At 64.0% G+C, this 25,197-nt stretch carries 20 protein-coding genes; 10 read left to right on the forward strand and 10 right to left on the reverse strand.

Annotated elements, in window-relative coordinates:
• Positions 1 to 8: 8 nt before the first annotated feature.
• Positions 9 to 2,798: a phosphoenolpyruvate carboxylase gene (gene ppc, locus AC0L27_RS01860; RefSeq protein ID WP_354207000.1), complete on the reverse strand. Its 2,790-nt coding sequence runs from the start codon at positions 2,796 to 2,798 to the stop codon at positions 9 to 11.
• Between the two features lie 1,239 nt (positions 2,799 to 4,037).
• Between ppc and AC0L27_RS01865 the strand changes: the two genes are divergently transcribed.
• Positions 4,038 to 4,955: an NADP-dependent oxidoreductase gene (locus AC0L27_RS01865; RefSeq protein ID WP_354207002.1), complete on the forward strand. Its 918-nt coding sequence runs from the start codon at positions 4,038 to 4,040 to the stop codon at positions 4,953 to 4,955.
• Between the two features lie 780 nt (positions 4,956 to 5,735).
• Here AC0L27_RS01865 and AC0L27_RS01870 read toward each other — a convergent pair.
• Complete coding sequence (locus tag AC0L27_RS01870; protein WP_354207004.1) at positions 5,736 to 6,482, reverse strand: chemotaxis protein CheB; 747 nt, start codon at positions 6,480 to 6,482, stop codon at positions 5,736 to 5,738.
• A 14-nt stretch (positions 6,483 to 6,496) separates the two neighbouring features.
• Positions 6,497 to 6,901: a YccF domain-containing protein gene (locus AC0L27_RS01875; RefSeq protein ID WP_354056395.1), complete on the reverse strand. Its 405-nt coding sequence runs from the start codon at positions 6,899 to 6,901 to the stop codon at positions 6,497 to 6,499.
• A 477-nt stretch (positions 6,902 to 7,378) separates the two neighbouring features.
• Here AC0L27_RS01875 and AC0L27_RS01880 point away from each other — a divergent pair, with 477 nt between their 5' ends.
• Complete coding sequence (locus AC0L27_RS01880) at positions 7,379 to 7,849, forward strand: MarR family transcriptional regulator (RefSeq protein WP_473317883.1); 471 nt, start codon at positions 7,379 to 7,381, stop codon at positions 7,847 to 7,849.
• A 45-nt stretch (positions 7,850 to 7,894) separates the two neighbouring features.
• On the opposite strand, the gene AC0L27_RS01885 is transcribed toward AC0L27_RS01880, so the two are convergent.
• Both AC0L27_RS01885 and AC0L27_RS01890 read right to left on the reverse strand, forming a co-directional pair.
• A complete protein-coding gene (locus AC0L27_RS01885; protein ID WP_354207009.1) occupies positions 7,895 to 9,439 on the reverse strand; it encodes an acyl-CoA synthetase in 1,545 nt (514 codons plus the stop codon).
• 141 nt (positions 9,440 to 9,580) lie between these two features.
• Positions 9,581 to 10,390 (reverse strand): crotonase/enoyl-CoA hydratase family protein, encoded by an 810-nt coding sequence (locus tag AC0L27_RS01890; RefSeq protein ID WP_354207011.1) that lies wholly within the window; start codon positions 10,388 to 10,390, stop codon positions 9,581 to 9,583.
• Positions 10,391 to 10,506: 116 nt separating this feature from the next.
• Between AC0L27_RS01890 and AC0L27_RS01895 the strand changes: the two genes are divergently transcribed.
• Both AC0L27_RS01895 and AC0L27_RS01900 read left to right on the forward strand, forming a co-directional pair.
• Positions 10,507 to 11,379, forward strand: a complete 873-nt coding sequence (locus AC0L27_RS01895; RefSeq protein ID WP_275170557.1) for an SDR family oxidoreductase — start codon at positions 10,507 to 10,509, stop codon at positions 11,377 to 11,379.
• A 236-nt stretch (positions 11,380 to 11,615) separates the two neighbouring features.
• Positions 11,616 to 13,196: a fatty acid--CoA ligase gene (locus tag AC0L27_RS01900; RefSeq protein ID WP_473317884.1), complete on the forward strand. Its 1,581-nt coding sequence runs from the start codon at positions 11,616 to 11,618 to the stop codon at positions 13,194 to 13,196.
• A 167-nt stretch (positions 13,197 to 13,363) separates the two neighbouring features.
• Here the strand turns inward: AC0L27_RS01900 and AC0L27_RS01905 are convergent, their stop codons facing one another.
• Complete coding sequence (locus AC0L27_RS01905) at positions 13,364 to 14,638, reverse strand: acyl-CoA dehydrogenase family protein (RefSeq protein ID WP_354207015.1); 1,275 nt, start codon at positions 14,636 to 14,638, stop codon at positions 13,364 to 13,366.
• A gap of 209 nt (positions 14,639 to 14,847) precedes the next feature.
• Here AC0L27_RS01905 and AC0L27_RS01910 point away from each other — a divergent pair, with 209 nt between their 5' ends.
• Positions 14,848 to 15,627: an enoyl-CoA hydratase-related protein gene (locus tag AC0L27_RS01910; RefSeq protein WP_354207017.1), complete on the forward strand. Its 780-nt coding sequence runs from the start codon at positions 14,848 to 14,850 to the stop codon at positions 15,625 to 15,627.
• A 221-nt stretch (positions 15,628 to 15,848) separates the two neighbouring features.
• On the opposite strand, the gene AC0L27_RS01915 is transcribed toward AC0L27_RS01910, so the two are convergent.
• Genes AC0L27_RS01915 through AC0L27_RS01925 form a run of 3 tightly spaced genes read right to left on the reverse strand, consistent with a single transcriptional unit; the run spans position 15,849 to position 18,000 of the window.
• Complete coding sequence (locus tag AC0L27_RS01915; protein WP_354207019.1) at positions 15,849 to 16,226, reverse strand: DUF6285 domain-containing protein; 378 nt, start codon at positions 16,224 to 16,226, stop codon at positions 15,849 to 15,851.
• Between the two features lie 2 nt (positions 16,227 to 16,228).
• Positions 16,229 to 17,215: a phosphotransferase family protein gene (locus tag AC0L27_RS01920; protein WP_354207021.1), complete on the reverse strand. Its 987-nt coding sequence runs from the start codon at positions 17,213 to 17,215 to the stop codon at positions 16,229 to 16,231.
• Positions 17,212 to 18,000: an enoyl-CoA hydratase/isomerase gene (locus tag AC0L27_RS01925; RefSeq protein WP_354207023.1), complete on the reverse strand. Its 789-nt coding sequence runs from the start codon at positions 17,998 to 18,000 to the stop codon at positions 17,212 to 17,214. Before AC0L27_RS01925 ends, AC0L27_RS01920 begins: the two co-directional genes overlap by 4 nt.
• 165 nt (positions 18,001 to 18,165) lie before the next feature.
• On the opposite strand from AC0L27_RS01925, the gene AC0L27_RS01930 reads away from it, so the two are divergent.
• The 3 genes from AC0L27_RS01930 to AC0L27_RS01940 all read left to right on the forward strand — a co-directional run bounded on the left by AC0L27_RS01930 (position 18,166) and on the right by AC0L27_RS01940 (position 21,018).
• The gene (locus AC0L27_RS01930; RefSeq protein ID WP_354207025.1) at positions 18,166 to 18,945 is read left to right on the forward strand and encodes an SDR family NAD(P)-dependent oxidoreductase; all 780 of its coding nucleotides are present in this window, start codon (positions 18,166 to 18,168) and stop codon (positions 18,943 to 18,945) included.
• A gap of 111 nt (positions 18,946 to 19,056) precedes the next feature.
• Positions 19,057 to 19,437, forward strand: a complete 381-nt coding sequence (locus tag AC0L27_RS01935; protein WP_354207028.1) for a VOC family protein — start codon at positions 19,057 to 19,059, stop codon at positions 19,435 to 19,437.
• A 303-nt stretch (positions 19,438 to 19,740) separates the two neighbouring features.
• Positions 19,741 to 21,018, forward strand: a complete 1,278-nt coding sequence (locus AC0L27_RS01940) for an acyl-CoA dehydrogenase family protein (RefSeq protein ID WP_275170548.1) — start codon at positions 19,741 to 19,743, stop codon at positions 21,016 to 21,018.
• A gap of 136 nt (positions 21,019 to 21,154) precedes the next feature.
• Here AC0L27_RS01940 and yghU read toward each other — a convergent pair whose 3' ends face one another.
• A complete protein-coding gene (yghU, locus tag AC0L27_RS01945; protein ID WP_354207030.1) occupies positions 21,155 to 22,036 on the reverse strand; it encodes a glutathione-dependent disulfide-bond oxidoreductase in 882 nt (293 codons plus the stop codon).
• Between the two features lie 305 nt (positions 22,037 to 22,341).
• Between yghU and AC0L27_RS01950 the strand changes: the two genes are divergently transcribed.
• Positions 22,342 to 23,475, forward strand: a complete 1,134-nt coding sequence (locus tag AC0L27_RS01950; RefSeq protein ID WP_354207032.1) for a nitronate monooxygenase — start codon at positions 22,342 to 22,344, stop codon at positions 23,473 to 23,475.
• Between the two features lie 117 nt (positions 23,476 to 23,592).
• A complete protein-coding gene (locus tag AC0L27_RS01955) occupies positions 23,593 to 25,110 on the forward strand; it encodes an acetyl-CoA acetyltransferase (RefSeq protein ID WP_354207034.1) in 1,518 nt (505 codons plus the stop codon).
• Positions 25,111 to 25,197: the final 87 nt, after the last annotated feature.

Below are 25,197 nucleotides of genomic sequence, written 5' to 3' on the forward strand. Positions count from 1 at the left end.
CTCGCTTCTCAACCCGTATTCCTCAAGCCCGCCGATATGCCGTTGATCGTCAGCTGAATCCCGCGCAGCACCTGCTCGTCCGGGTTCTGCGCGCGATGCTCCTTCAAGAGTTCGACCTGCACGTGGTTGAGCGGGTCGAGATAGGGGAAGCGGTGACGCACCGAGCGCTCCAGCAGCGGGTTGCCCTGCAGCAGACGGTCCTGGCCCATGATGTCCAGCAGCGTCTCGATGCAGGAATGCCATTCGCGGCGGATACGGCCGAAGATTTTTTCGCGGAGCGCCTCATCCGGCACGAGCTCGGCATAGCGCGAGGCGATCGCGATCGAGCTCTTGGCCAGCACCATGTCCATGTTCGACAACAGCATGCGGAAGAACGGCCATTCCTTGTAGAGCTCTTTGAGGAACGGCATGCCCTTGTCGGGATGCTCCGCGATCCACTGCTCGACCGCGCTGCCGAATCCGTACCAGCCGGGCAGCATCAGGCGGCATTGTGCCCAGGAGAACACCCAGGGAATGGCGCGAAGGTCCTCGATCGCCCGCGTCTTCTTGCGCGAGGCCGGGCGGCTGCCGATGTTGAGTGTCGCGATCTCGTTGATCACGGTAGACGCCCAGAAATAATCGACGAAGCCGTCGGTCTCGTAGACGAGGCCGCGATAGGCCTTGAAGGCGAGGTTTGAAAGCTCGTCCATCGCGGTCAGATATTCGCGGCGCGGCGCGCTCTGGCGCGGATGCAGCAGGCTCGCCTCCAGCGTCGCGGCTGCCAGGATCTCCAGATTGTTGCGGCCGACTTCGGCGTTGGAATATTTCGACGAGATGATCTCGCCCTGCTCGGTGATGCGAATCTGGCCGTTCACCGCGCCGCCGGGCTGCGCGATGATGGCGTCATAGCTCGGGCCGCCGCCGCGGCCGACCGAGCCACCGCGGCCATGGAACAGGCGCAGGCGCACGCCATGGCGCTCGAACACGTCGACGAGCCCGATCTCGGCCTTGTAGAGCTCCCAGCCCGAGGTGACGAAGCCGCCATCCTTGTTCGAGTCGGAATACCCCAGCATGACCTCCTGCACGCTGCCGCGGCTGTCGACCAGGCGGCGGTAATCGTGCAGCGAGAGCATGCGGTCCATGATGGTGGAGGACGCCTGCAGATCCTCGATGGTCTCGAACAGCGGCACGATGTTGATGGCGCTGCGCCCGGAGGGATGGACGAGGCCGACCTCCTTCAAGAGCACCGCGACCTCGAGCATGTCAGACATGCCCTTGCACATCGAGATGATGCACTGGGGGATGGCGTCCGAGCCGAACTTCGCATGCGCTTCTGCTGCGGCATGGAAGACGTTGAGCTCGCCCATCGTCTCGTCGCTGTATTTGACGAACGGCGACACCAGCGAGCGCGTCGAGCGCAGCTCGTTGGTGAGCAGCGAGATGCGCGCGTCCTCGCCGAGCGCGAGATAGGACATGCCGGGGTTGGCGGCGTCCATCAGCTCGGCGATGGTGCGCTCGTGCACGGCCGAGTTCTGGCGGATGTCGAGCCGGGCCAGATGGAATCCAAAGCAGTCCACCGCACGCCGCAGCAGCCGCAGCCGGCCGCGGGCGATGACGCCGGCGTTGTTGGAGATCAGCGAGCGGTGCAGCACGTCGAGATCGGCCTTGAGCTCCCCGACGCTGTCATAGGGAGCGCCCTTGCCGACGGGCCGGCGCGTGATCTCGACCTGAAGCATTTCGGCCGTGGCGGTGAGGCGCGCATAGATGCCGGAGACCGCGAGGCGATAGGGCTCGCCGCTCCGATGCGGCGAGGTATCGGGCGAGCGCTCCGCGAGCGTGCGCAGCTCCTCGGAGACGTCGGCGAGATGCGCCGCGATCGACAGCTCTGAGCCGAGCACATGCAGCTCATTGAGATAGAACTGCATCACCCGGCTCGACTGCAGCCGCAGCGTGCCGCGCATCACGTCGGCGGTGACGAAGGGATTGCCGTCGCGATCGCCGCCGATCCAGCTGCCCATGCGCAGGAACGAGGCGAGCTCGCCCGACGCCTGCTGGCCGCCCTCCTCCAGCCGGTCCTCCAGCCCGTTGACCAGCCGCGGCACCTCGCGGAGAAACGTGTAATCGTAGAACGACAGGCCGTTAGCGACCTCGTCGAGCACGGTGAGCTTGGTCCGGCGCAGCAGATTGGTCTGCCACAGCGTCAGCACCTCGCGGCGGAGCTGCTCGTCGCTGGCGGCGGCCTCCTCCGCCGTCAGCGCGACGCGCTCGCGACGATCGAGCAGGCTAGCGACCTCCATCTCGCGGTCCATGGTGCTCTTGCGGCGGACCTCGGTCGGATGTGCGGTCAGGACCGGGCTGACCAGCGCGCTCTTGAAGAAGTTGCGCAGGGCATCGGCACCGATACCCGCCGCCCTCGCGTGGGCGAGCGTCTCGGCCAGGACGCCGGAGCCGCCGCCCTTGTTGGCGCGCATCTGCCGGATGTTGTTCTGGTCTTCGGCGATGTTGGCAAGGTGGGAGAAATAGCTGAAGGCGCGGACGATCCGCACTGTCTCCGAGGTCGACATGCTGTCGAGGATCTGCTCGAGCTCGCGGCGGGCGAGCCGGTCCTCGTCGCGGTGGAATCGGATCGAGGTCTGCCGGATGCGCTCGACCAGGTCGAACACATCGGCGCCCTCCTGGTCGCGCACGGTGTCGCCGAGGATGCGCCCGAGCAGGCGGATGTCGTCGCGCATCCGCGCATCTGCCTCCAGCGCCTGGACGTCCTCGGGGCGGTTGGGGCGCTGATCGGCGGCGTCGGATGGTAATGTCTGGAGGGACATGGCTCGCTCCCCTGGTTCGAGCTCGCTTGACTGCCCGGCTCAGCCGAGTGTGCGATATTTTTCTACCGCAGTGCAAGGTGAACTTGGTGGCGGCGCACACCGCCGGCGCCGTCGTGTCCCGGACGCGCTGCAGCGCCCTTAAGCGTTGCTGCGCAGAGCCGGGGCACGAGAGATTTGCCTGTAACTCATCGCTGCACACGTCCGCGGTCTCGCGGCGCGGGCGCCCGAGCTTTGCTATCCGTTTCGCCCTCGTCGAGAAGAAAGGGCGCAGGGAAGGCCGGGCGCCGGCTGGCACCCAGGGTCCGCACGCGAAAAAAACACGCGGGGGTGACCACAGGTGATGCCGGAACATCCGGCCTTCCCTGCGCAATGGTTTTACGGCTTATGGCGCGCTCTCCCCGGGGAGCGATGCACTATTGCCCCCGTCGCCTCGCGGATGATCGATGCACGCACCCGGTCGGGCCGCACATCACCGCAAGCCTTGACGCACAGACCCCGGGCGTCAGGACCACACGCTTTTGCCGTCCGCGGACGCCCCTCCCCGGACATCCGGAAGCTTGCGCGTGCTCGCTCCCGAAGCCGAAAAGAAACGCTGTAACAGCTCCGGGTCGTTCGCGCAGATCGCGATGGCTCACAGGCGTAGCCCGCCCTGCCACCTCGTCACGCGCCGGCGCTGCCGCGTCCATCGCATCCCGGCTCACGTATCGTGACGATCGCGAAACGCCCTTTTTAACGGGCCAGGAATGCCTGCGGTTTACCCGAAGAGGGAAATTCGGTCAATCAGAATATCTGCGGGACGTGTGCTTGACCTGTATGTGGCGTGTTTTGCCTGTCAGGCAACGCGAGGGATTGGGGGCGCAGCACTGACTGTGCGGGCTCGCATCGCAGTGCAGAGCGCGTAGGATTGCGAAAGCGTTCATATGTTCGTCATCGGCGGACGGATCGATGGGTGCCGCTCACGCTCTCTCCCATCCTACGAGCTCAATCTGAGCGCCGCCTGATGCGCTGGTACAGCCAAAATTTGCAATCTTGGTACTGGTTTCGTGACCAGGCAGGACGCATCTAGCCGCTAGTACCGCGACCGAAGCGAACCCGATCGGCAGTCTCAGTACAAGCCGGTCAATGCAGACAGCGCAGATCGCGGACACTTCCACACTGCCCGGCAGTTTGTGGATAGCCGTTGTGCTTAAGCTGCCCGCAACAGTTGCATCAAGAGACAATGACCGAGGAGATAATCCCATGAAGGCGATCGTTGTAACGGAACGGGCCGCGGGAACGGCCGGGATGAAGCTGGTGGACCGGCCCGAGCCGCAGGCATCGATAAACGACGTCGTTGTTCGGGTTCATGCGTCGGGATTTGTTCCGACCGAGCTGACGTGGCCCTCGACCTGGACCGATCGCCTCGAGCGTGACCGAACGCCGTCGATCCCTGGGCATGAGTTGGCTGGAGTGGTCACCGCTCTCGGATATGGCACTACGGGGTTGTCGGTAGGACAGCGGGTGTTTGGCCTCGCGGACTGGTATCGCGACGGCACGCTCGCCGAGTATGTGGCGATCGAGGCACGCAATCTCGCGCCGCTCCCGGGCGACGTCGACTTCACGGTGGGCGCAAGCCTGCCGGTCTCGGGCCTAACCGCGTGGCAAGGGCTGTTCCAGCATGGCCGTCTCCAGGCGGGGCAGAGCGTCCTCGCACACGGCGCGGCCGGCGCAGTCGGGTCGATGGTAACGCAACTCGCAGGAGAGGCCGGCGCCTACGTCATCGGCTCTGGACGCGCCGCCGACCGTCAGACAGTGCTCGACTTCGGCGCGAAGGAGTTCGTCGACCTCGACAACGATGCCCTGGAAGACATCGGCAAAGTCGACTTGGTGTTCGATGTCATCGGCGGTGACATCCAGAAGCGGTCCGCAGGATTGATTCGAGTCGGAGGAACACTGGTCACCATCGTCGGGCCCGCAGAGGCGCGACCCTCCGACAGCCTGGCGGTCGACTTTGTCGTCGAGGCCGATCGTGCCCAACTGAGTGAGATCGTCCAGCGGGTGCGGGACGGACGATTGCGGACAAACATCGGCAACATCTCGATCTTCGACGATGCGATCACCGCCTTAAACCCGACCAGGCGACGCAAGGGGAATACGATCATTCGCGTTCGTCCCTGAGGGAGCATGCCCATCGATGCACGCAGCGTGCAGGATGGGCTGAGCCCTTGCGAAACCCATCATATTTCGTCATCGGCGGACGGTTTGATGGGTTTCGCTCAAGCTCTACCCCATCCCACGAGCTTAGGTCCTCAAGCTCCCGGATGTGCTTCGCGGTCCATATTAAACGTAGGTCACCCAACTCCGGTTTGGGGCAATCGTGACGGTTACCAGCGGTGATGGTGCCGCCAGCCATAATGATGGCCTCGGCCTCTGCCCCAGCCGTAATGATGACCACGGCCGCCGCGATGACCCCAGCCGTGGCCACCGCCATGTCCGTGGCCGCCCTTGACCTCGATGGTGTCAGTCTGAGACCCGCCCAGTGCGTCCGGCTTGGCAACGGGCATCGCCGAAGCTGAAGGTGAGGGTATTAAAGCAACGGTCCCCGCCACAAAGCCGACCAAGCAAAGCCACTTCATGCAATCGCCTCCCAATAAGAATGAAACCAAGGGCCAGCCGGCCGCGGCACATTGCGGCCGCGTTCGCTCCCGCTCGTCAACAATGAAGCCGGGAAAAAGTTGCAATGAAATCTGACGCATTGCGGAGGCGTAGGATACCTATGCCCGGTTGAAGGCAGTCGTGGTCCACTTCGAATCAGAAGCTGCCTTCACGCACTCCCGCTCCGTTAGGTCGGCAACGGGCGCAGCACACCTCGGATGGGTTGGGCCCTTGGGAAGCCATCATGCTTCGTCATCGCGGACGGTTTGATGGGTTGCTCGCGCTCTACCCGTCTTACGAGTTCTAGGCTGCCTTGACGGCCCTGATCGCGATCCGGCGGACGATTTCCGCAGCGATGTCGCTGATCGAGCCGATGAAGTCGACAGGCCCATCATATTCCGTCGCATTCAAAGGCATACCGCGCGTTGCGGCGCCGTGCGTCCCCAGCACCATCGTGACGCCGCCGGCGAAATGTATCGCCTCCAAGCCACGCGATCCGTCGTTTAGCTCACCGCGCAATACAACTCCGATCGCGCGCCTTCTGCCGTGAGCTGCGACAGACGTGAACAACAGGTCAACCGTCCGATTGCGATACTGGTCTTGCGGGCCCTCAATCAGGTGGACGCGGCTTCGCGCCGCCAGAGAAAGGTGCGCTGCAGGTTCGCCGACGTAGCAGACGCCAACCTCGAACTCCTCGTCCTCGTCCGGTATCATCACGGGCAGCATCGACCGGCGCGCCAGCACCTCACGCAGATAACTGATGCGGTCGCTGGGGCGATGCAGGACCACAAGCACGACGGCGGCCAGATTGGCAGGAAGCGCTCCGAGTAAGTCCCCCAAATCGCGCAAGCCCTCAGCACCGGAAGCGCCGATTGCGACAAAACAAGGCCCGAACTCATCCGCTCGATTTGGCTGCATGTCGCCAAAATGGCAGGCTGCACTGCGACAGGATTGATCTGCCTCAAGTTTGGTCCGAATGAGGTTGGATCGGGCTAGTCTCGCGACTTCACTAGAAAGCGCGTAGCATGGGTTGAGCACAGCGAAACCCATCCCACGAGTTTGCTTCAAGCCGGCACGATCACCTTGCCGATCGGCCAGAGCGCGATGCCCGCGAGCTTGAGGTGGGCCCAGGCGAAGGGAATGCCGATGATGGTGATCGCGAGGGCCAGAGCGGTGAGGAGATGGCCGAGCGCCAGCCACCAGCCGGCCAGCACGAACCAGATGATGTTGCCGATCACCCCGAGCGGGCCGGTGCCGATATCGCTCATGCCGGTGACCTCATAGCGGCTGACCGCCCGCGAGCCGAACGGCATCAGCGTGTAGACCGCGATGTTGAAAGCCGCCCGCGCCCAGGGCAGGCCGATGATCGTGATCGCCATGATGACCGCGGCGACCAGCCAGCCGAGCGCCATCCAGGCGCCGCCGATGAGGATCCAGAGCAGGTTCAGCAGGATGGAAACGGGAGCCATGGGATGATCCGAAGGTCGATGATCCCGTTCATATAACATGATCGCCGAGATCATGGTTCACGACCGCAAGTTGGCGCACGATTGCTATCGATGTCGTCGTCGCTTTGCGCGAGGTCGAGCGCAGCGGGCATCGCCGACCCTCCCTCGAAAGTGATCGTTACCGGGTAACTACGGTGTTCCCTTGCAGGAACGGACGCGCTATCGGAAATCGGCAATCGGGAAAAAATGGCATAGAGCGCAGCTGCGGAAGCGGCCGCTTCAGAACGTCTGTCGGTATTTTTATACCGGAAACAAGCAGTCCCCCGTGTGTTGGAATTGAGTTTCGCAAAACGAGGAGGCTGAGTCTGCGGGGGGTGTCCTGCGCGCGGTCGACGATGGGGCTTTCATGAAAGTGGCAAACGAGGTCATCGAGCTGTTGGTGCAGTCTGCGGGCACATGGCTTTTTGAGGGCCACCGCTCCGGCTTGACCGACCGCGAATGGATGGCACTTCGCTTCCTGGCGCGCGCAAACAGATTCTCGAAAACTCCGAGCGCCCTGGCACCTATCTAGGCACGACTCGGACGAGCGCATCCCAGATCGCCGCCGTACTTGCAGAAAAAGGACTGCTGACGCGCAAGGCGTCGACGGAAGACAAGCGCTCGATCGCGCTGTCCGTGACGCCACAGGGCACGAAGTTTCTCGATCGCGATCCGATCAGTGCCCTTCGGGATCAGGTTGTGATACTCGAGCTTGCCGACAGAACGCGACTACGCGATGCACTCCGGCAGGCCCTTCTCCGTCTCGATACTGCGCTAAGGCGGCATCATACAGACGTTTGCAGCGAGTGCATGTTCTTGGCAGAAAGAAGCAAGCAGAAGGGCAGTCACTTCGAATGCCGTTTGTTTCGAAAAGAACTGGCCCTCAAAGAAACAGAATTGCTCTGCACCCATTTCGAGAGGCGCACCTGAGCGTTTGGCAGCCCTTCCTGGCGGAGGCTTTTCGTCTGTCTTCGGTCAGATCTTCCGCCCCGCCTGCTCCCAATAGGGATCGCGCAGGCGGCGCTTGAAGATCTTGCCGGAATCTTCGCGCGGCAGCCCGGTGCGGATCTCGATGTGCTTTGGCACCTTGTAGTCGGCGAGTGAGGCCTTCAACCGCGCGCGGATATCGCCGGCGTCGAGCGCGATGCCCGGCTGCGGCTCGACAACGGCCATCAGCGCTTCGCCGAACTCGGCATCGGGGATGCCGAACACCGCGCAATCATGCACGCCGGGCACGGCGTGCAGCACGGACTCGATCTCGGCCGGGTAGATGTTGACGCCGCCCGAGATCACCATGTCGCGCTTGCGGTCGCAAATGAAGACGTAGCCGTCTTCGTCGATGTAGCCGACGTCGCCGGAGGTGATGAAGCCGTCGCGATCGATCTCGGCGCGCTTCTCCGGCTTGTTGTGATAGGTGAAATCGGCCATCCCGGCCATGCGCGAGTAGATCTCGCCGATCTCGCCGACGCCCAGCACGCGCCCGTCCTCGCCGATGAAACGCAGCTCGGCGCCGGGTGATATTTTGCCGACGGTGCCGGGCTTCCTCAGCGCATCCTCGGAGGTCGCGAAGGTGACGGCGCTGGATTCGGTCGAGCCGTAGAATTCGTAGATCACCGGCCCCCACCACTCGATCATGGCGCGCTTGACGTCCGCCGGACAGGGTGCTGCGGCGTGAATGATGTGGCGCAGCGAGGAGACGTCGTATTTCTTGCGCACTTCCTCCGGCAGCTTCATCAGGCGGATGAACATGGTCGGCACCATGAAGATGGTGTCGATTTTGTAGCTTTCGATCAGCTCGAGAAATTCCTCGGGCTCGAAGCGCGGCATCAGCACCAGCGCGCCGCCGAGCTTGCCGGCGCGGATGCCGAACGAGTTCGGCGCGGAATGATAGAGCGGGCCCGGCAGGATCGTGCGAGCGCCGGGCTTCAATCCGTAGATCATCGCGCGCATGCGCTCGCCGGCGGCTGCCTGTTCCGGCGTCGGCGCATTGCGCCGTACGCCCTTGGGATGGCCTGTCGTGCCCGAGGTGTAAATCATGTTCATGGGCTGCGGCACGATCGGTCCGTCATAGGGCTGATGCTGCGCGAGCCAGGATTCGAAATCGATCGCGAAGTCCGGCGTCTTCAGATGATCGGGATCGATCTTGTAGCTGGACAGGATCTCCGGCGGCGTCGGCACGCTGAGCACGGTGACGCCTTTCGGGATCGCATCGCGCAAGGCATGTAGCATGTCGGCATGGCCGATCAGCACGGAGGTGCCGGTGTCGTTCAGGATGTAGTTGATCTCTTCCGGCTTGAAGTGCCAGTTGATCGGCACGCCATAGGCGCCCAGCCGCATCGCTGCATAAGCGGCCTCGATGAAGGCGATGTCGTTGCGCATCAGCATGCAGACGCAATCGCCCTGCCTGACGCCGATCTTGCTGAGGCCGGCGGCGATGCGGTCGGCACGGTTGGCGACGTCGACATGGGAGCGGCTGCGCTCGCCGGAGACGATGCCGAGGAAATTTGAGGTTTCGCTCATTGTTGATTTTTCTTCGTTAATTAGTAGCGGTGCCAGTTGGTCGTCATCACCGGGCTTGTCCCGGTGATCCACATTCTGCTTCGTCGCCTTGCCAAAGAACGTGGATGGCCGGGACAAGCCCGGCCATGACGGAGACAAGAGTCAATCCGCAAACTTCGGCGCGCGCTTCTCCAGGTTGGCACGCACCGCCTCGGTCTGATTGGCGCTGCCGATGAGCTTCTGCTGCTCGACGGACTCGGCGAGCAGCGCGGGGCCCGGATCGACCGAGAGATTGTTGAGCAGGCGTTTGGCGGCGCGGATCGCATCGGGGCTCTTGCCGGCGATCTCGCGCGCGACGTCGAACGCGGCAGCGCGCGGATCGTCGCAGATGCGCGTGGCGAGACCGTAAGCCATCGCCTCCTGCGCGGAGAAGATGCGGCCGGTGTAGGTGAGATCGCGCAAGATGTCATCGCGCACCAGTGAAGCCAGGATCGGCGTGCCGGCCATGTCGGGCACCAGACCCCATTTGATTTCCATCACCGACATCCGCGCATCGGGGGTGAGGAAGCGCATGTCGGCGCCGAGCGCGAGCTGGAAGCCGCCGCCGAAGGCGACGCCCTGGATCGCCGCGATCACCGGCACCGGAAGTTGGCGCCAGCCCCACACGGCTTGTTGCGCAAAGTTCGCCTGACCGTGCGTGCGCGCGGTGAGGTCGCGATTTTCGCCACCCGGAATTCCGTTGCCGCCCTTTTCCTTCATGGCGGCAAAACGCCCCATGTCGAGACCGGCGCAGAAGGCGCGGCCCTCGCCGGACAGCACGACGACGCGCACGCTCTTGTCCTTTGAAAGCCGGTCGGTTGCGGCCACAAGCGCCTCGAACATGGCCTGATCCAGCGCATTCATCTTGTCCGCGCGCACCAGGCGCACGTCGGCGACGCCTTCCGAAATCGAGATCGAGACGCGCTCTTCCATGGATGAATTCTCCCCTGGTTCCCTGCTGTTCTTGTTCGGTGCCGCTTTACAGGAAGCCGGCGGCCGGATTTAGTCAATTGATCAATTAACCGACAATCGCGACAGGGGAAACAGCCATGTTCAAGGAAAATCTTCTGGCGGGACGACGCATCCTCGTGACCGGCGGCGGCACCGGGCTTGGCAAGTCGATGGCGGCGCGATTCCTCCAGCTCGGAGCGGAGGTGCACATCTGCGGCCGGCGCAAGATCGTTTGCGACGAGACCGCGACCGAGCTGATGGCCGAGTATGGCGGCCGCGTGAGCAGCCACGGCGTCGACATCCGCAACGCGCTCGCCGTCGAGGAGATGATCGAGACCATCTTTCGCGACGGCCCCCTCACCGATCTCATCAACAACGCCGCCGGCAATTTCATCTCGCGCAGCGAAGAACTGTCGCCGCGCGGCTTCGACGCAGTCGCCAACATCGTCATGCACGGCACGTTTTACGTGACGCAAGCGGTCGGCAAGCGCTGGATCGCGTTGAAGCAGCCCGGCAACGTCGTCTCGATCACCACGACCTGGGTGCGCAACGGGTCGCCTTACGTGGTGCCGTCGGCGATGAGCAAGTCGGCGATCCATGCCATGACGATGTCGCTCGCGGCCGAATGGGGCCGCTATGGCATCCGGCTGAACACGATCGCGCCGGGCGAGATCCCGACCGAGGGCATGAGCAAGCGCATCAAGCCCGGCGACGAAGCCGGCGCGCGCACCAAGGCGATGAACCCCATGGGCCGCGTCGGCACCATGGAGGAATTGCAGAACGTCGCCGTGTTCCTGATCTCCGGCGGCTGCGATTGGATCAGCGGCGAGACCATCGCCATGGACGGCGCGCAGGCGCTCGCCATGGGCGGCAATTTCTACCAGCTCCGCGACTGGAGCGACGACGATTGGAAAACCGCGCGCGAGAGCATCATGGCGCAGAACGAGAAGGACCGGGCCAAGCGGGGGTAGTTCGCTCTCTCGTGCCCCGGACGCAGCGCAGCGCGCCGCCTTCGGCGTGGTGCGCTGCTGAGCCGGGGCCCACGTTTCTTGCACGTCGATAGAATGGGTCCCGGCTCTGCGCAGCAGCGCGAGAGCGCTGCAGCGCGTCCGGGACACGAAACCGCCATTGAACTTCTCCCATCTTGTCATCGCCCGCGGATGACGCCACACTCCCCACCGTAAAAACAAGACGTCACGGGAGAGACATGTCCACCACACAGCCATTGGCTGACCTCGCCGACATGGTGCGCGAGCGCGCCAAGAGCCGCGGCAACGCCATCGCCTTCGACTTCGAAGGCCACGTCACCAGTTTCGCCGAGTTCGACATCAAGACCAATCGCGTCGCCAATGCGCTGATCGCGATGGGTGTGAACAAGGGCGAGCGCATCGCCTATCTCGGCAAGAACAGCGACATCTATTTCGAGCTGCTGATGGGTGCCATGAAGGCCGGCGTGGTAATGGCGCCGGTGAACTGGCGGCTCGCCGGCCCCGAGGTCGCCTTCATCGTGAGCGACTGCAAGGCGCCGGTGCTGTTCGTCGGGCCCGAATTCATCACCCAGGTCCGCCAGATCAAGGACCAATTGCCGGGCGTGCGCAGCGTCATCACCACCGAAGGCGGCGCACCGGAGTGGCAGGATTTCACGGCCTGGCGCGATGCACAGAGTGGCGACGATCCCAAGGTGCCGATCGACACCCGGGACATTGCGATCCAGCTCTACACGTCAGGTACGACAGGCAAGCCGAAGGGCGCGATGCTGTCGCATGCGAACTTCCTCAACCTCGTGCAGACCGGAAATGCCGAGGACAAGCCCGAGTGGAACCGGTGGTCGACCGACGACGTGTCGCTGGTCGCGATGCCGATCTTCCACATCGGCGGCTCCGGCTGGGGCGTGATGGGGCTCTATCACGGCGCCCGCGGCGTGATCGCGCGCGAGTTCGATCCGACCAAGGTGCTGGATTTCTTCGAGCAGTCCGGCATCACAAAGCTGTTCATGGTGCCCGCGGCGATGCAGTTCGTGGTTCGGCAGCCGCGCGCCAAGACGGTCGATTTCTCGCGGCTGAAATACATGCTCTATGGCGCCTCGCCGATCCCGGCGGCGCTGCTGAAGGAATGCATCGAGATCTTCAAATGCGGCTTCGTGCAGATGTACGGCATGACCGAGACCACCGGCACCATCGTCGCGCTGCCGCCGGAGGATCACGTCGAGGGCCTGGAACGGATGCGCTCGGCGGGCAAGGCGCTGCCGGGCGTCGAGATCGCGATCCTTGATGTCGACGGCAAGCCGCTGCCGCCGCGCGAGGTCGGCGAGATCGCGACGCGCTCGGGCTCCAACATGGCAGGCTACTGGAATTTGCCGGAAGCGACCGCCGCGACGCTGCGCGGCGACGGCTGGCTGCGCACCGGTGACGCCGGTTACATGGACGAGGACGGCTATCTCTACATCCACGACCGCATCAAGGACATGATCATCTCCGGCGGCGAGAACATCTACCCGGCCGAGGTCGAGAGCGCGCTGTGCGATCATCCTGACGTCGCCGAGGCCGCCGTGATCGGCATTCCCGACGACAAATGGGGCGAGGCAGTGAAAGCCGTCGTGGTGATGAAGCCGGGCAAAGAGGCAACCGCCACTGACATCATCAACTTCACCCGCGAGCGTATCGCCGGGTTCAAGACGCCGAAGAGCGTGGAGTTTTTGCCGGCGCTGCCGAGGAATCCAAGCGGCAAGATTTTGCGGCGGCAGTTGAGGGAGCCGTATTGGGCGGGGAAGGATAGAAGGGTGAATTAGCTAGGCCGTCGTCCCGGGGCGCGCGCAGCGCGAGCCCGGGACCCATAACCACAGGGAGCGGTTTGGCGAAGACTCGTGGTTGCCAGCCTGCCTCAACACCTTCTCCCTGGGGTAATGGGTCCTGGCTTTCGCCAGGACGACGTGGAGAGATAGCTCGCAACAATCCCTCAATGCTTCCCCGGCCCCATATACCCGAACAGAAATCCCGCCACTTTCCGCATCTGGATCTCCTCGCTGCCCTCGGTAATGCGATAGCGGCGGTGGTGGCGGTAGATGTGCTCGAACGGCTTGTGGCGTGAGTAACCCATGCCGCCATGGACCTGCATGGCGCGGTCGGCGGATTCGCAGCAGAGGCGGTTTGCCCAGTAGTTGCACATCGAGACGCGGTCGGACAGCGTGCGCTCGATCTGCTCCTCGGTGAGCTTGTCCATCTCCCAGGCGGTCTTGCGGATCAGCAGCCGCAGCATCTCGGCTTGCGTCGCCAGCTCGACCAGCGGGAACTGGATCGCCTGGTTCTCGGCCAGCGCCTTGCCGAACGGTTTTCGCTCGCGCGCATATTTCACGCTCTCGTTGATGCAGTAGACCGCTGCTCCCAACGAACTCGCCGCCTGCCGGATGCGGTTCTGATGGACAAAACATTGCGCCAGCGACAGGCCGCGGCCGACCTCACCGAACAGCGCGTCCTCCGGCACGAATACGTCCGTGAAACTGACGCGGGGATGATCGGTCGGCATGTTGAAGGTCCACATGTACTCTTCGATCTTCACGCCGTGGCTCTCGGCCGGCACCAGGAAACAGGTGATGCCGCGCGCATCGCCGTCATTGCCGCTCGTGCGCGCGAACAGCGCGCAGTGGGTGGCGACGTGCATGCCGGTGGTCCACATCTTCTCGCCGTTGATGATCCAGCCCTTGACGTTGTCGCGGGTCGCGGGCACTGCGCGCGTTTCCATGTGGGTCGCATCCGAGCCGTGATTGGGCTCAGTCAGGCCGAAGGTGATGCGGTACTTGCCCTTGATCGAACCGTCGATCATCGCCTTCTGGTCGTCGCGGCCATAGCGGTCGAGCATGGTGGCGACGGGGAAGTTGCCGACGATGGAATGCTCGTTCTGGAGGTCGTTGTGCAGGCCGAGCCCCTTGGCGGCAAAATGCTCGCGGATCACGGCCATCCAGAGGTTGGAGCCATCCTTGCCGCCATACTGCTTCGGCACCGGAAACCGCAAATGACCGGCAGCGTCCGCGAGATCCTTGGCCTTGCGCAGCAGCGCTTCCCATTCGTGACGCGGCAGGCCGCCATTCTCGAAATCGGTGCGCGCCCATTCGCGACGATGATCGAAGAAGCGGATGTTATCGTCGGCCTCCTCCAGCGGCTTGATCTCGCGTTCGATGAAACGGTCGAGCTCTGCGAGATAGGCGACGAGATCGGCAGGCAGTGAGAAATCCACGGTTCTCTCCCGGATGATTTTTCGTTTTGCGTTAAGGCGCTATACGCACTTTTACTTCTCACGATTAAGGTGAGAAGAGCGCCGCCAAGTCAAGCAATGCGAGACGTGTGAGAGGCGCAAGGCGCGCCCGCGCAATTCGATGGTGTTGAAACGCGCCTGCGCGCTAGTATGGCCGCAATATACCTTCACGAGAAAATGCGGGAGCGACCATGGAGCTGAAGTTCTCAAAGGTGGAACGCAAGGGGCCGATCACGATCGTCACGCTGTCGCGGCCCGAGGTCTACAACGCGCTGCACACCGACGCGCATTTCGAGCTGCAAAAGGTGTTCGACGATTTCTCCGCCGATCCCGAGCAGTGGGTTGCGATCGTCACCGGCGCCGGCGACAAGGCGTTCTGCGCCGGCAATGATCTGAAATGGCAGGCGGCCGGCGGCAAGCGCGGCTGGGACAAGGGTGGCTTCGCCGGCCTCACCGCGCGCTTCGACTGCGACAAGCCGATCATCGCCGCGGTCAATGGCGTCGCCATGGGCGGCGGTTTCGAGATCGCGCTGGCCTGCGACCTCATCATTGCCTCGGAGAACGCGACCTTCGCCCTGCCCGAGCCGCGGGTTGGGCTGGCCGCACTCGCCGGAGGCCTGCACCGGCTGCCACGCCAGATCGGGCTGAAGCGCGCCATGGGCATGATCCTCACCGCGCGCCATGTCAGCGCCAAGGAAGGTCTCGAACTCGGCTTCGTCAACGAGGTGGTGCCGCAGGGCGAGGCGCTCACGGCCGCGCTGCGCTGGGCCGACATGATCACCAAGAATTCGCCGATGTCGATCCGCGCCTCGAAGCAGGCAATTCAGAAGGGGCTTGGCGTGTCGCTGGAGCAGGCGATCGAGGAGCAGCGGGAGTATCCGGCGGTGAAGGCGATGGTGGCCTCGCAGGATTACGTCGAAGGACCGAAGGCGTTTGCGGAGAAGCGGCCGCCGAAATGGATCGGGAAGTAAACTGTTTCCGTCATGGCCGGGCTTGTCCCGGCCATCCACGCCTCACCGCACGGCGCGAAGAACGTGGATGCCCGGGACGAGCCCGGGCATGACGATGCGGAGAGAGTAGCGCGCCTGCATCAACGCCGTCATTGCGAGCGCAGCGAAGCAATCCAGACTGTCTCCGCGGAGACGGTCTGGATTGCTTCGTCGCTACGCTCCTCGCAATGACGAGGAGAGGTCTACTCGCCTCGCGACAGCTCGCGCTTGTACGATGCGTAATTCGGCTGGTCGACTGCGAGCTTGTCCATCGTCGTCTGCCAGAGGTGCTCGGCAAGGCCTGGCGTTGCGAGATCGAGCTCGCCCTTGGCGATGCGCTCGGCGAGTGCGCGGTTGAGGTCGGTGACCGAGCCGTCCATGCCGAGCAGAACACGCAGCCGCTCCACCTCCGCGGCATCGCTCCCCTCCTCCCGCGTCAGCTGCCGCGTCACGAGGTCGAGGATGTTGACGGCGACGCGCAGCTTGAAGGCCTGATGGCCGGAGATCAGCGGCGTGATCTCGTTGCGGAGGAAATCGGCGACCGACTTCGTCAGCTCGATCGGGGTCGGCTCGTCCTGCATGGTCAACTCCCCCGCGGCGCCAGCAGCCGCAACAGATCGATCTCGGTCTCGGAAGCGCGACGGCCGATCATGGCGCGTTCCATCGAATGGTCCGGGCCTTCGCGAAACCGCTGCATCATGCCGCCGCACATGATGCCCCAGCGCAGCGTGCCCATCACTTCCCAGAATTTGACACGCGATGGGTCGACCTTGCGTCCCGCGGACTCATAGCCGGCGAACAGCTCCTCACGCGAACCAAACCCGCCGACCGGCTTGTCGATCTCGCCAAAGCGCCAGGAGTTGACGCAGACCCAGCCGAGATCCTCCATGGGGTCGCCGAGATGAGCGAGCTCCCAGTCCAGCACCGCGCGCACGCCATCGGCACCAATGATGAGATTGCCGTTGCGGAAATCGCCATGCACCAGCGTCGTCTCGGCGGCAGGGCCCGGATCGTGGTCGCGCAGCCAGCGCAGCGCCAGCTCGAACACCGGCTTTGGCCAGTCCAGGCTGCGATAATCGCGCTCGAACTCGGCGATCTCCTGGCTCGCATCGCGACTGCGCAGCTCGGGCAATTTGTTCTGCGGCAGCCTGTGCAGGCCCGCAAGCACGCCGCCGATCTGCCGTGCGAGAAGCGGCCGCGCCGCCGCGAACTCGTCATCGCGAAGAATCTTGCGCGCGATGGTCTCGCCCTCGACCCGCTGCATGATGAAGCCGGTGCCGAGATCGTCGTCCGGCGTGAGCACATGCATCACACGCGGCGACGGCACGTCGGCCTCATAGGCGAGCTGCATCAGCTGCGCTTCTGCGGCAAGACCCGCCGCGCGCGTCGGCGCCGCGCCATAGCCCTTCGGCGAGCGGCGCAGGATTGCGCCGATCACGCCATCGGGATGCGCAATGTCGAAGCGCCAGGTTTCCTGGCTGGCGCCGCCGGACAGCTTGGCCACGCCCGTCGCGCCGGTCGCCCCCTCGCACCAGCGCGCGACGCTGCGGGAGAGTTCGGCCTCGATCATTTGCCTTTGAACTGTGCCGGGCGCTTCTCAAGGAACGCACCGACGCCTTCGCGGAAATCATCCGTGTCGCCGGCGCGGAGCTGGCACCGGAATTCGAGATTGAGCTGATCCTCGAAGGAGTTTTCCGGGCTGTCCCAGTAGAGCTTGCGGATCAGCGACAGCGCGACCGTCGGGCCGCTGGCGAGGTCGTGCGCGAGCTTCATCGCCTCCTCCATCAGCACGCCGTCATCATAGACGCGGTTGACGAGGCCCCATTCCAGCGCCTTCTCGGCCGGGAGCCGCTCGCCCATCAGCGACAATTCGATCGAGCGTGCCTTGCCGATCAGCCGCGGCAAGAGCCAGGTCGAGCCGCAATCCGGCACGAGGCCGATACGGCGGAAGGCTTGAAGAAAGTAAGAGGACCGCGCGCATAAAATCATGTCTCCGAGCAGCGCGAAGCTCATGCCGGCGCCGGCCGCCGGGCCGTTGACCGCGGTCACGATCGGGCAATGCAGGTTGCGGATGCGGCGCAGGAAGGGATGGAAGCCAGTCTCGAGCGTCAGGCCGGCCTTGGTCTTCTTCGACTGGTTGTTGCGGCCCTGGAGATTCGCGCCGGTGCAGAACGCTCGCCCCGCGCCCGTCAGCACCACGCAGCGCACCTCGTCCTTCTTCTCCTCGATCGCGTCGAGCGCTTCTGAGAGACCGCCCAGCATGTCCACGGAGACCGCGTTCATCACCTCCTGGTGGTCGAGCTTGAGGATCGCGACCGCACCGTCGAGATCGAGCGTGACGTGTTTGAACTGCATGGTTTCCTCGTGAGTTGCGGCCTGCGCCAGTTTCGCAGACCGGAATTGCTTTTGCCGGAGCGCATATTTGATTTTTGGCGCGGTCTTGTCCATGGTGATCGGAGCATAGCAAGCAATCTTGCGCGCAGCGGCTGATGCGCGAATGCCAAAAAAAGGAAACGCGCCATGAACCTTTTCGACCTTTCAGGACGGGTCGCCGTGATCACCGGCGGCAATGGCGGGATCGGACTCGGCATCGCGCAGGCGCTCGCCGGCCAGGGCTGCAACGTCTCGATCTGGGGTCGCAATCCTGACAAGAACAGCAGCGCTGCCGCGAGCCTGGCGGGTCTACCGGGCAAGGTCGATACGCGGGTCTGCGACGTCACCGACCCGGCGTCGGTCAACGCCACGATGAAGGCCACGCTCGACCTATTCGGCCGGGTCGACGGCTGCTTCGCCAATGCCGGTATCGGCGGCGGCGGCCGGCGCTCCTTCATCGAACGCACCGAGGAGGAATGGCGCACGATGTTTGCGACCAACCTCGACGGCGTGTTCCACGCGTTCCAGGCGGCCGCAAAACACATGACCCAACGCGCCGAGGCCGGCGATCCCTTCGGCCGGCTGGTGGCGACTTCGAGCCTCGCCTCGATCTTCGGCACCGCACGCAACGAGCACTACGCGGCGACCAAGGCTGCGATCAACGCCCTGGTGCGCGCGCTCGGCGTCGAGCTGGCGCGCCACGGCGTCACCGCGAATGCGATCCTGCCCGGCTGGATCAAGAGCGACATGACCTCGGGCCTGATGGCCAACGAGAAGTTCGTGGCCAACGTGATGCCGCGCATTCCGGTGCGACGCTTCGGCAAGGCCAGCGATTTCGGCGGCATCGCGGTGTATCTGATGAGCAAGGCCTCGTCGTATCACACCGCGGATACGTTCGTGATCGACGGCGGCTATACGGCGTTTTGATTCTTGTAGCCCGGATGGAGCGCAGCGCAATCCGGGACCGCCAAAGCAAACAAGACCCGGATTACGCTGCGCTCCATCCGGGCTACAAATCATAATGAGGGGAACGGCAGAATGTTTTCACACGTGATGATCGGCACCAACGACCTCGACAAGGCCAAGGCGTTCTACGACATTTTGCTGTCCACGCTCGAGGTGCGGCCGGCGCGCGTCGACGGCCATCGCATCTTCTACATCACCAAGACCGGCGTGTTCTCGGTGACGAAGCCGATCAACGGCGAGGCAGCGACGTGCGCGAATGGCGGCACCATCGGCTTTGCCGCCAACTCGCCGGAGCAGGTCAATGCATGGCATACGGCCGGCGTCGCCGCCGGCGGCGTTCCCTGCGAAGATCCTCCCGGCATCCGCCAGGGCCCGGGCGTCAACCTCTATATTGCGTATTTGCGTGACCTCGACGGCAACAAGATCTGCGCGATGCATCGGATGGCGAGCTAGATCGGCATATTCAGTGTCGTCCCGGCGAACGCCGGGACCCATAACCACGGGGAGTGGTTGTAGCGCAAACTCGTAACTCCGAGTCTTCGTCAAACTCCTCCCTGTGGTTATGGGTCCCGGATCTGCGCTGCGCTTGTCCGGGACGACGCTGGAGAGTGTTCGCCCCCATTCAAACAACATTTCAAACGCTCGCGATATTCCATCGCGTGGCATGGCTCGCGTTGGAAAAATGCGCGCTCGCACTTTGGCGACGCTGCGACTATTCTCGCCTGCAGCACGATCTCAGCGCCCCCGGGAGGAACAATGACAAAACACACCTATATTCCCCGCACCACCAACTACACCCTCAATCCCGGCGACGAGCTCAACGACCTCAGGATGTCGGACCAGGTCCGGCCGCTCTATGATCACGTCAGGAAGTTCATCCGCGACACCGTCGAGCCGATGTCGATCGAGTTCGCCAAGGCCGGCGAAGGCAAGGAAGACCGCTGGAGCTTCACGCCGAAGCAGCTCGAGGTGCTGGAGAAGGCCAAGAACAAGGCCAAGCAGGAAGGCCTCTGGAATTTCTTCCTGCCCGACGACGAGACCGGCCAGGGCCTGAAAAATCTTGACTACGCCTACATCGCATCCGAGCTCGGCAAGAGTCCGCTGGCCTCGGAGAGCATGAACTGCTCGGCGCCCGACACCGGCAACATGGAGGTGCTGGAGCGCGTCGGCACCAAGGAGCAGAAGGAGAAGTGGCTGAAGCCGCTGATGAACGGCGAGATCCGCTCGGCCTATGTGATGACCGAGCCGAACGTCGCCTCCTCCGATGCCAAAAACATCTCGACCACCGCGAAGCTCGTCGGCGACGAATGGGTCATCAACGGCGAGAAGTATTACATCTCGGGTGTCGGCGATCCCCGCTGCAAGATCCTCATCGTGATGGTGAAGACCAATCCGGATGCGGCGCCGAGCAAGCAGCAGTCGCAGATCCTGGTGCCGCGCGACACCCCCGGCGTCGAGGTGCTCGGTCCCATGTACGTGTTCGGCCAGGACCACGCGCCGCGCGGCCATATGCACATGCGCTTCAACAACGTGCGCGTGCCCAAGGAGAACATTCTGCTCGGCGAAGGCCGCGGCTTCGAGATCTCGCAGCTTCGGCTAGGCCCGGGCCGCATCCATCACTGCATGCGCACCATCGGCAAGGCCGAGAAGGCGCTCGATTTGATGGTGCAGCGTGGCCTCACCCGCGAAGCCTTTGGCAAGAAGATCGCCCATCTCGGCGGCAACATGCAGATCATCGCGCAGGCGCGCTGCGAGATCGAGGCGATGCGGCTGATGGTGTTGAAGGCCGCCAAGGCCATGGACGTGCTCGGCAACAAGGAGGCTCGCGTCTGGGTGTCCATGGTCAAGGCCATGGTGCCGGAGCGCGCCTGCAAGATCATCGACCAGTCGATCCAGATGCACGGCGCCACCGGCATCTCGCACTGGACCCCGCTCGCCGAAATGTACCAGGACGTCCGCCATCTGCGCTTCGCGGATGGTCCGGACGAGGTGCACTGGATGGTGGTGGGACGCCATGAGCTAAGCATGGCTTGAGGTCTCGCCAAGCGCGGCCCTGCCGTAGGGTGGGTTAGCGAAGCGTAACCCACCACTGTTCGTCTCCGGGGAAGCGAAAGAGGTGGGTTACGCTAGCGCTAACCCACCCTACAATACTGCGATGTTCAACACCGCGCTACGACGCGGCCACCTCGCCGACCTTGTCCTGCGTCTTGGTCTCGAAATCGCTCGCGTCATGCCGCTCGTGGAGCTGGCTGGCGGGATCGCCGGAGACGCGGTTGACCATGCGGCCGCGCTTGACGGCCGGGCGCTTGGCAATCTGGTCGGTCCAGCGCTGCACGTGCTTGTAGTCCTGCACGGACAGGAATTCGCCGGCGCCATAGACCAGCCCCTTGGCGAGCGCGCCGTACCAGGGCCACACTGCCATATCGGCGATGGTGTATTCGCTGCCGGCGAGATATTCGTTGTCGGCGAGCCGGCGATCGAGCACGTCGAGCTGGCGCTTGGTCTCCATCGCGAAACGGTCGATGGCATATTCGATCTTGGTCGGCGCGTAGGCGTAGAAATGGCCGAAGCCACCGCCGAGATAGGGCGCGCTGCCCATCTGCCAGAACAGCCACGACATCGCCTCGGTGCGGCTCTTGATGTCCTTCGGCAGGAAGGCGCCGAACTTTTCCGCGAGGTAGAACAGGATCGACCCGGACTCGAACACCCGGATCGGCTCCGGGCCGGAGCGGTCCATCAGCGCCGGAATCTTGGAATTCGGATTGATGTCGACAAAGCCGCTGCCGAACTGGTCGCCATTGCCGATCTTGATCAGCCAGGCGTCGTATTCCGCGCCCTTGTGGCCGAGCGCCAGAAGCTCCTCCAGCATCACGGTGACCTTGACGCCGTTCGGCGTCGCCAGCGAATAGAGCTGGAAGGGATGCTTGCCGACCGGCAGCTCCTTGTCATGGGTGGGACCGGCAATCGGCCGGTTGATGCTGGCGAACTGCCCGCCGTTCTCCTTGTTCCAGGTCCAGACTTTCGGCGGCACGTAGGCGGGGGTGTCGGTCATGGGAGGGCTCCGGCGAAAAAGATGCGCCTGCATTAATTAGCCCACGGACGGCCGATGGCAAGCCCCGCCGGCCCTGCGTCCGGCGCGGGCCTCGAGGCCGCGTCATGCATCCGACGTTGCCGAGGACGGCCATCACGAGAATCCGCTTCTGTCGAGCCAGGCGTACGGCTTCACGCAACACGGCGTGTGCACGCAAGATGCGCCGCCAAATCCGGATTGGCATTGCGCAAGACGATGGTCTAGCGTCGATGAGCCTTCGCTCAAGATTGCAACGACAGCAACGCGAAGGCCGCCGGGAGAGAACGATGAAATCGCCGATCTGCGACATGCTGGGCATCGATTTCCCCCTGCTCGCCTTCAGCCATTGCCGCGATGTCGTCGCCGCTGTCAGCCGCGCCGGCGGCTTTGGCGTGCTCGGCGCGACTGTGCACACGCCTGCTACGCTCGAGCGCGAGCTGAAATGGATCGACGAGCACGTCGACGGAAAGCCCTACGGCGTCGACGTGCTGATCCCCGAAAACATGTCGACCGCAGGCGAGAAGGACGTCACCTGGAAGAGCCTGGAGGCGCGCGTGCCGCAGGAGCACCGCGACTACACACGCGATCTCCTGAAGAAATACGACATCGAGCTGACCGCGACCAACGTGGCCGACAACCAGCCGCAGCCGTTCGATGCGAAGACGGCGCTGCAACTCCTGGAGGTCTCGTTCAACCACCCGATCCGCCTGATCGCCAATGCCCTGGGCGTGCCGCCGAAGGCGATGATCGAGATGGGCAGGAAACACGGCGTGCCGGTTGCTGCCCTGGTCGGCGCCAAGGAACATGCGCTGCGCCAGGTCGCGGCGGGAGTCGACATTCTCGTGGTGCAGGGCACCGAAGCCGGCGGCCATTGCGGCGAGGTCTCGACCATGGTGCTGGTGCCGGAGGTGATCAAGGCGATCAAGGCTATCCGCGACGTGCCGGTGCTGGCGGCCGGCGGCATCATGACGGGACGGCAGATGGCAGCCTGCATGGCGATGGGTGCCGCGGGCGCCTGGACTGGCTCGGTGTGGCTCGCCACTGTCGAGGCCGAGACCACGGAGATCTTTCGCGAGAAGATGATCGCGGCATCGTCGCGCGATGCGGTTCGCTCGAAGGGCCGCACCGGAAAGCCGGCACGGCAGCTTCGCTCGGTCTGGACCGACGCCTGGGACCGCGCACCCGAGAGCCCCGGCGCACTGCCCATGCCGCTGCAAAGCATCGTCAGCCGCGACGCCTTCAACTCGATCGACCGCGCCGCGGCGGGCGGCAACGCGAAGGCGCGCGATCTCGTGAGTTACTTCGTCGGCCAGGGCGTCGGGCTGATCGACAGCGTGAAGTCGGCCGGCGCGGTGGTGCAGGAGTTCAAGGAAGAGTTCGCCGAGGCCGTCGAGCACATGAATGCGCTGGTGGCGGAGTGATTGCCACACACCGTCATTGCGAGCGCAGCGAAGCAATCCAGACTATCACCGCGGAAAGACCCTGGATTGCTTCGCAGCGCTCGCAATGACGAAACAACTGACATCGTGAATTGAAGCATGACAGATAAGAAGCATATCCCCGAAGACCGCATCCCCGTCATTGTCGGCGTCGGCGAGATCGTCGACCGCCCCAAGGAGATCACCAAGGGTCTCGAGCCGCTCGACCTGCTCGAACAGGCGCTGCGGCGCGCGGAAGCTGATGCCGGCGCGATGCTGCTCGGCGAGGTGCAATCGCTCGACGTCGTCAACTTCCTGAGCTGGCGCTATCGCGATCCGGAGAAGCTACTGGCGCAGCGGCTCGGCATCGCGCCTTCGCATTGCTATTACGGCCCGGTCGGCGGCGAGAGCCCGATCCGCTACATCCACGAAGCCGCAAAGCGCATCGCGCGCAGTGAATGCAGTGTTGCCGCAGTTTGCGGCGCGGAGGCACAGTCGACGGCGACCAAGGCGGAGCGTGCCGGCGCAAAGCTGCCATGGACGCTGTTCGCGCATGATGTCGAGGAGCCGAAGCGCGGCGCGGCATTCCAGAAGCCGCTGGCCGTGAAGCTCGGCGTGTTCCGGCCCGTGACCGTCTATCCGTTCTACGAAGCGGCATCGTCCGCCCATTGGGGCCAGACGCCGCGCGAGGCGATGGCTGAGTCGGGGACGCTATGGTCGCGCTATTCGGAAGCCGCTGCGCAAAATCCAAATGCCTGGTTGAAGCGACGCTATGCGCCGGACGAGATCACGACGCCGACCGCCGACAACCGGCTGATTGCCTGGCCCTACAACAAGCTCATGGTCGCCAACCCCAGCGTCAACATGGGCGGTGCGCTACTGCTCACCAGCCTCGCCAAGGCGCGTGCGGCCGGCATTGCCGAGGACAAGCTCGTCTACCCGCTCGGCGGCGCCTCGGCGGAAGAGCCGCGCGACTATCTCCTGCGCGACCAGTTTTATGAAAGCCATCCGCAGAACGCAGTCTTGAAGGCCGTGATGGATTTCGCCGGCGGCGACGGCAAGAAGTTCGACGCGATCGAGCTCTATAGCTGCTTCCCGTGCGTGCCCAAGATGGCGCGGCGGACCCTGGGGCTGGATGGGGACGTGCAGCCGACCGTGACCGGCGGCCTCACCTTCTTCGGCGCGCCGCTCAACACCTACATGACCCATGCGGCCTGCGCGATGGTGCGGCGTGTTCGCGACGGCGCAAAGCTCGGCCTGCTCTACGGCCAGGGCGGCTTCGTCACCAAGCATCATGCGCTGGTGGTGTCGAAGGCCCCGCCGCGTGAAGCATTGGCACAGGAGACGAACGTGCAGGCGGCGGCGGACAGCAACAAGCGCGCGGTGCCGGAGTTCGTCACGGATGTCTCAGGCAAGGGCAAGGTGGAGAGCTTTACGGTGCTCTACGGCCGTGGTGGCGATGTCGAGCACGGCGTGGTGATGTTGCGGACGGAAAACGACAGACGCACGCTGGCGCGGATTCCGGCGGGCGATACCGCGACGCTGGCGCATCTGCTCGACATGAACAGGACGCCGGTGGGTTCGCTTGGAGAGATCACGATGGCCGCGGATGGCGTACCGGAGTGGCGGGTGGTGTAGGCCTCGTAGGGTGGGTTAGCCGAAGGCGTAACCCACCTCTTTTGCTTGCTCGGAGACGAACAGTGGTGGGTTACGCTTCGCTAACCC

This window comes from Bradyrhizobium sp. Ken51 (genome assembly GCF_055807435.1).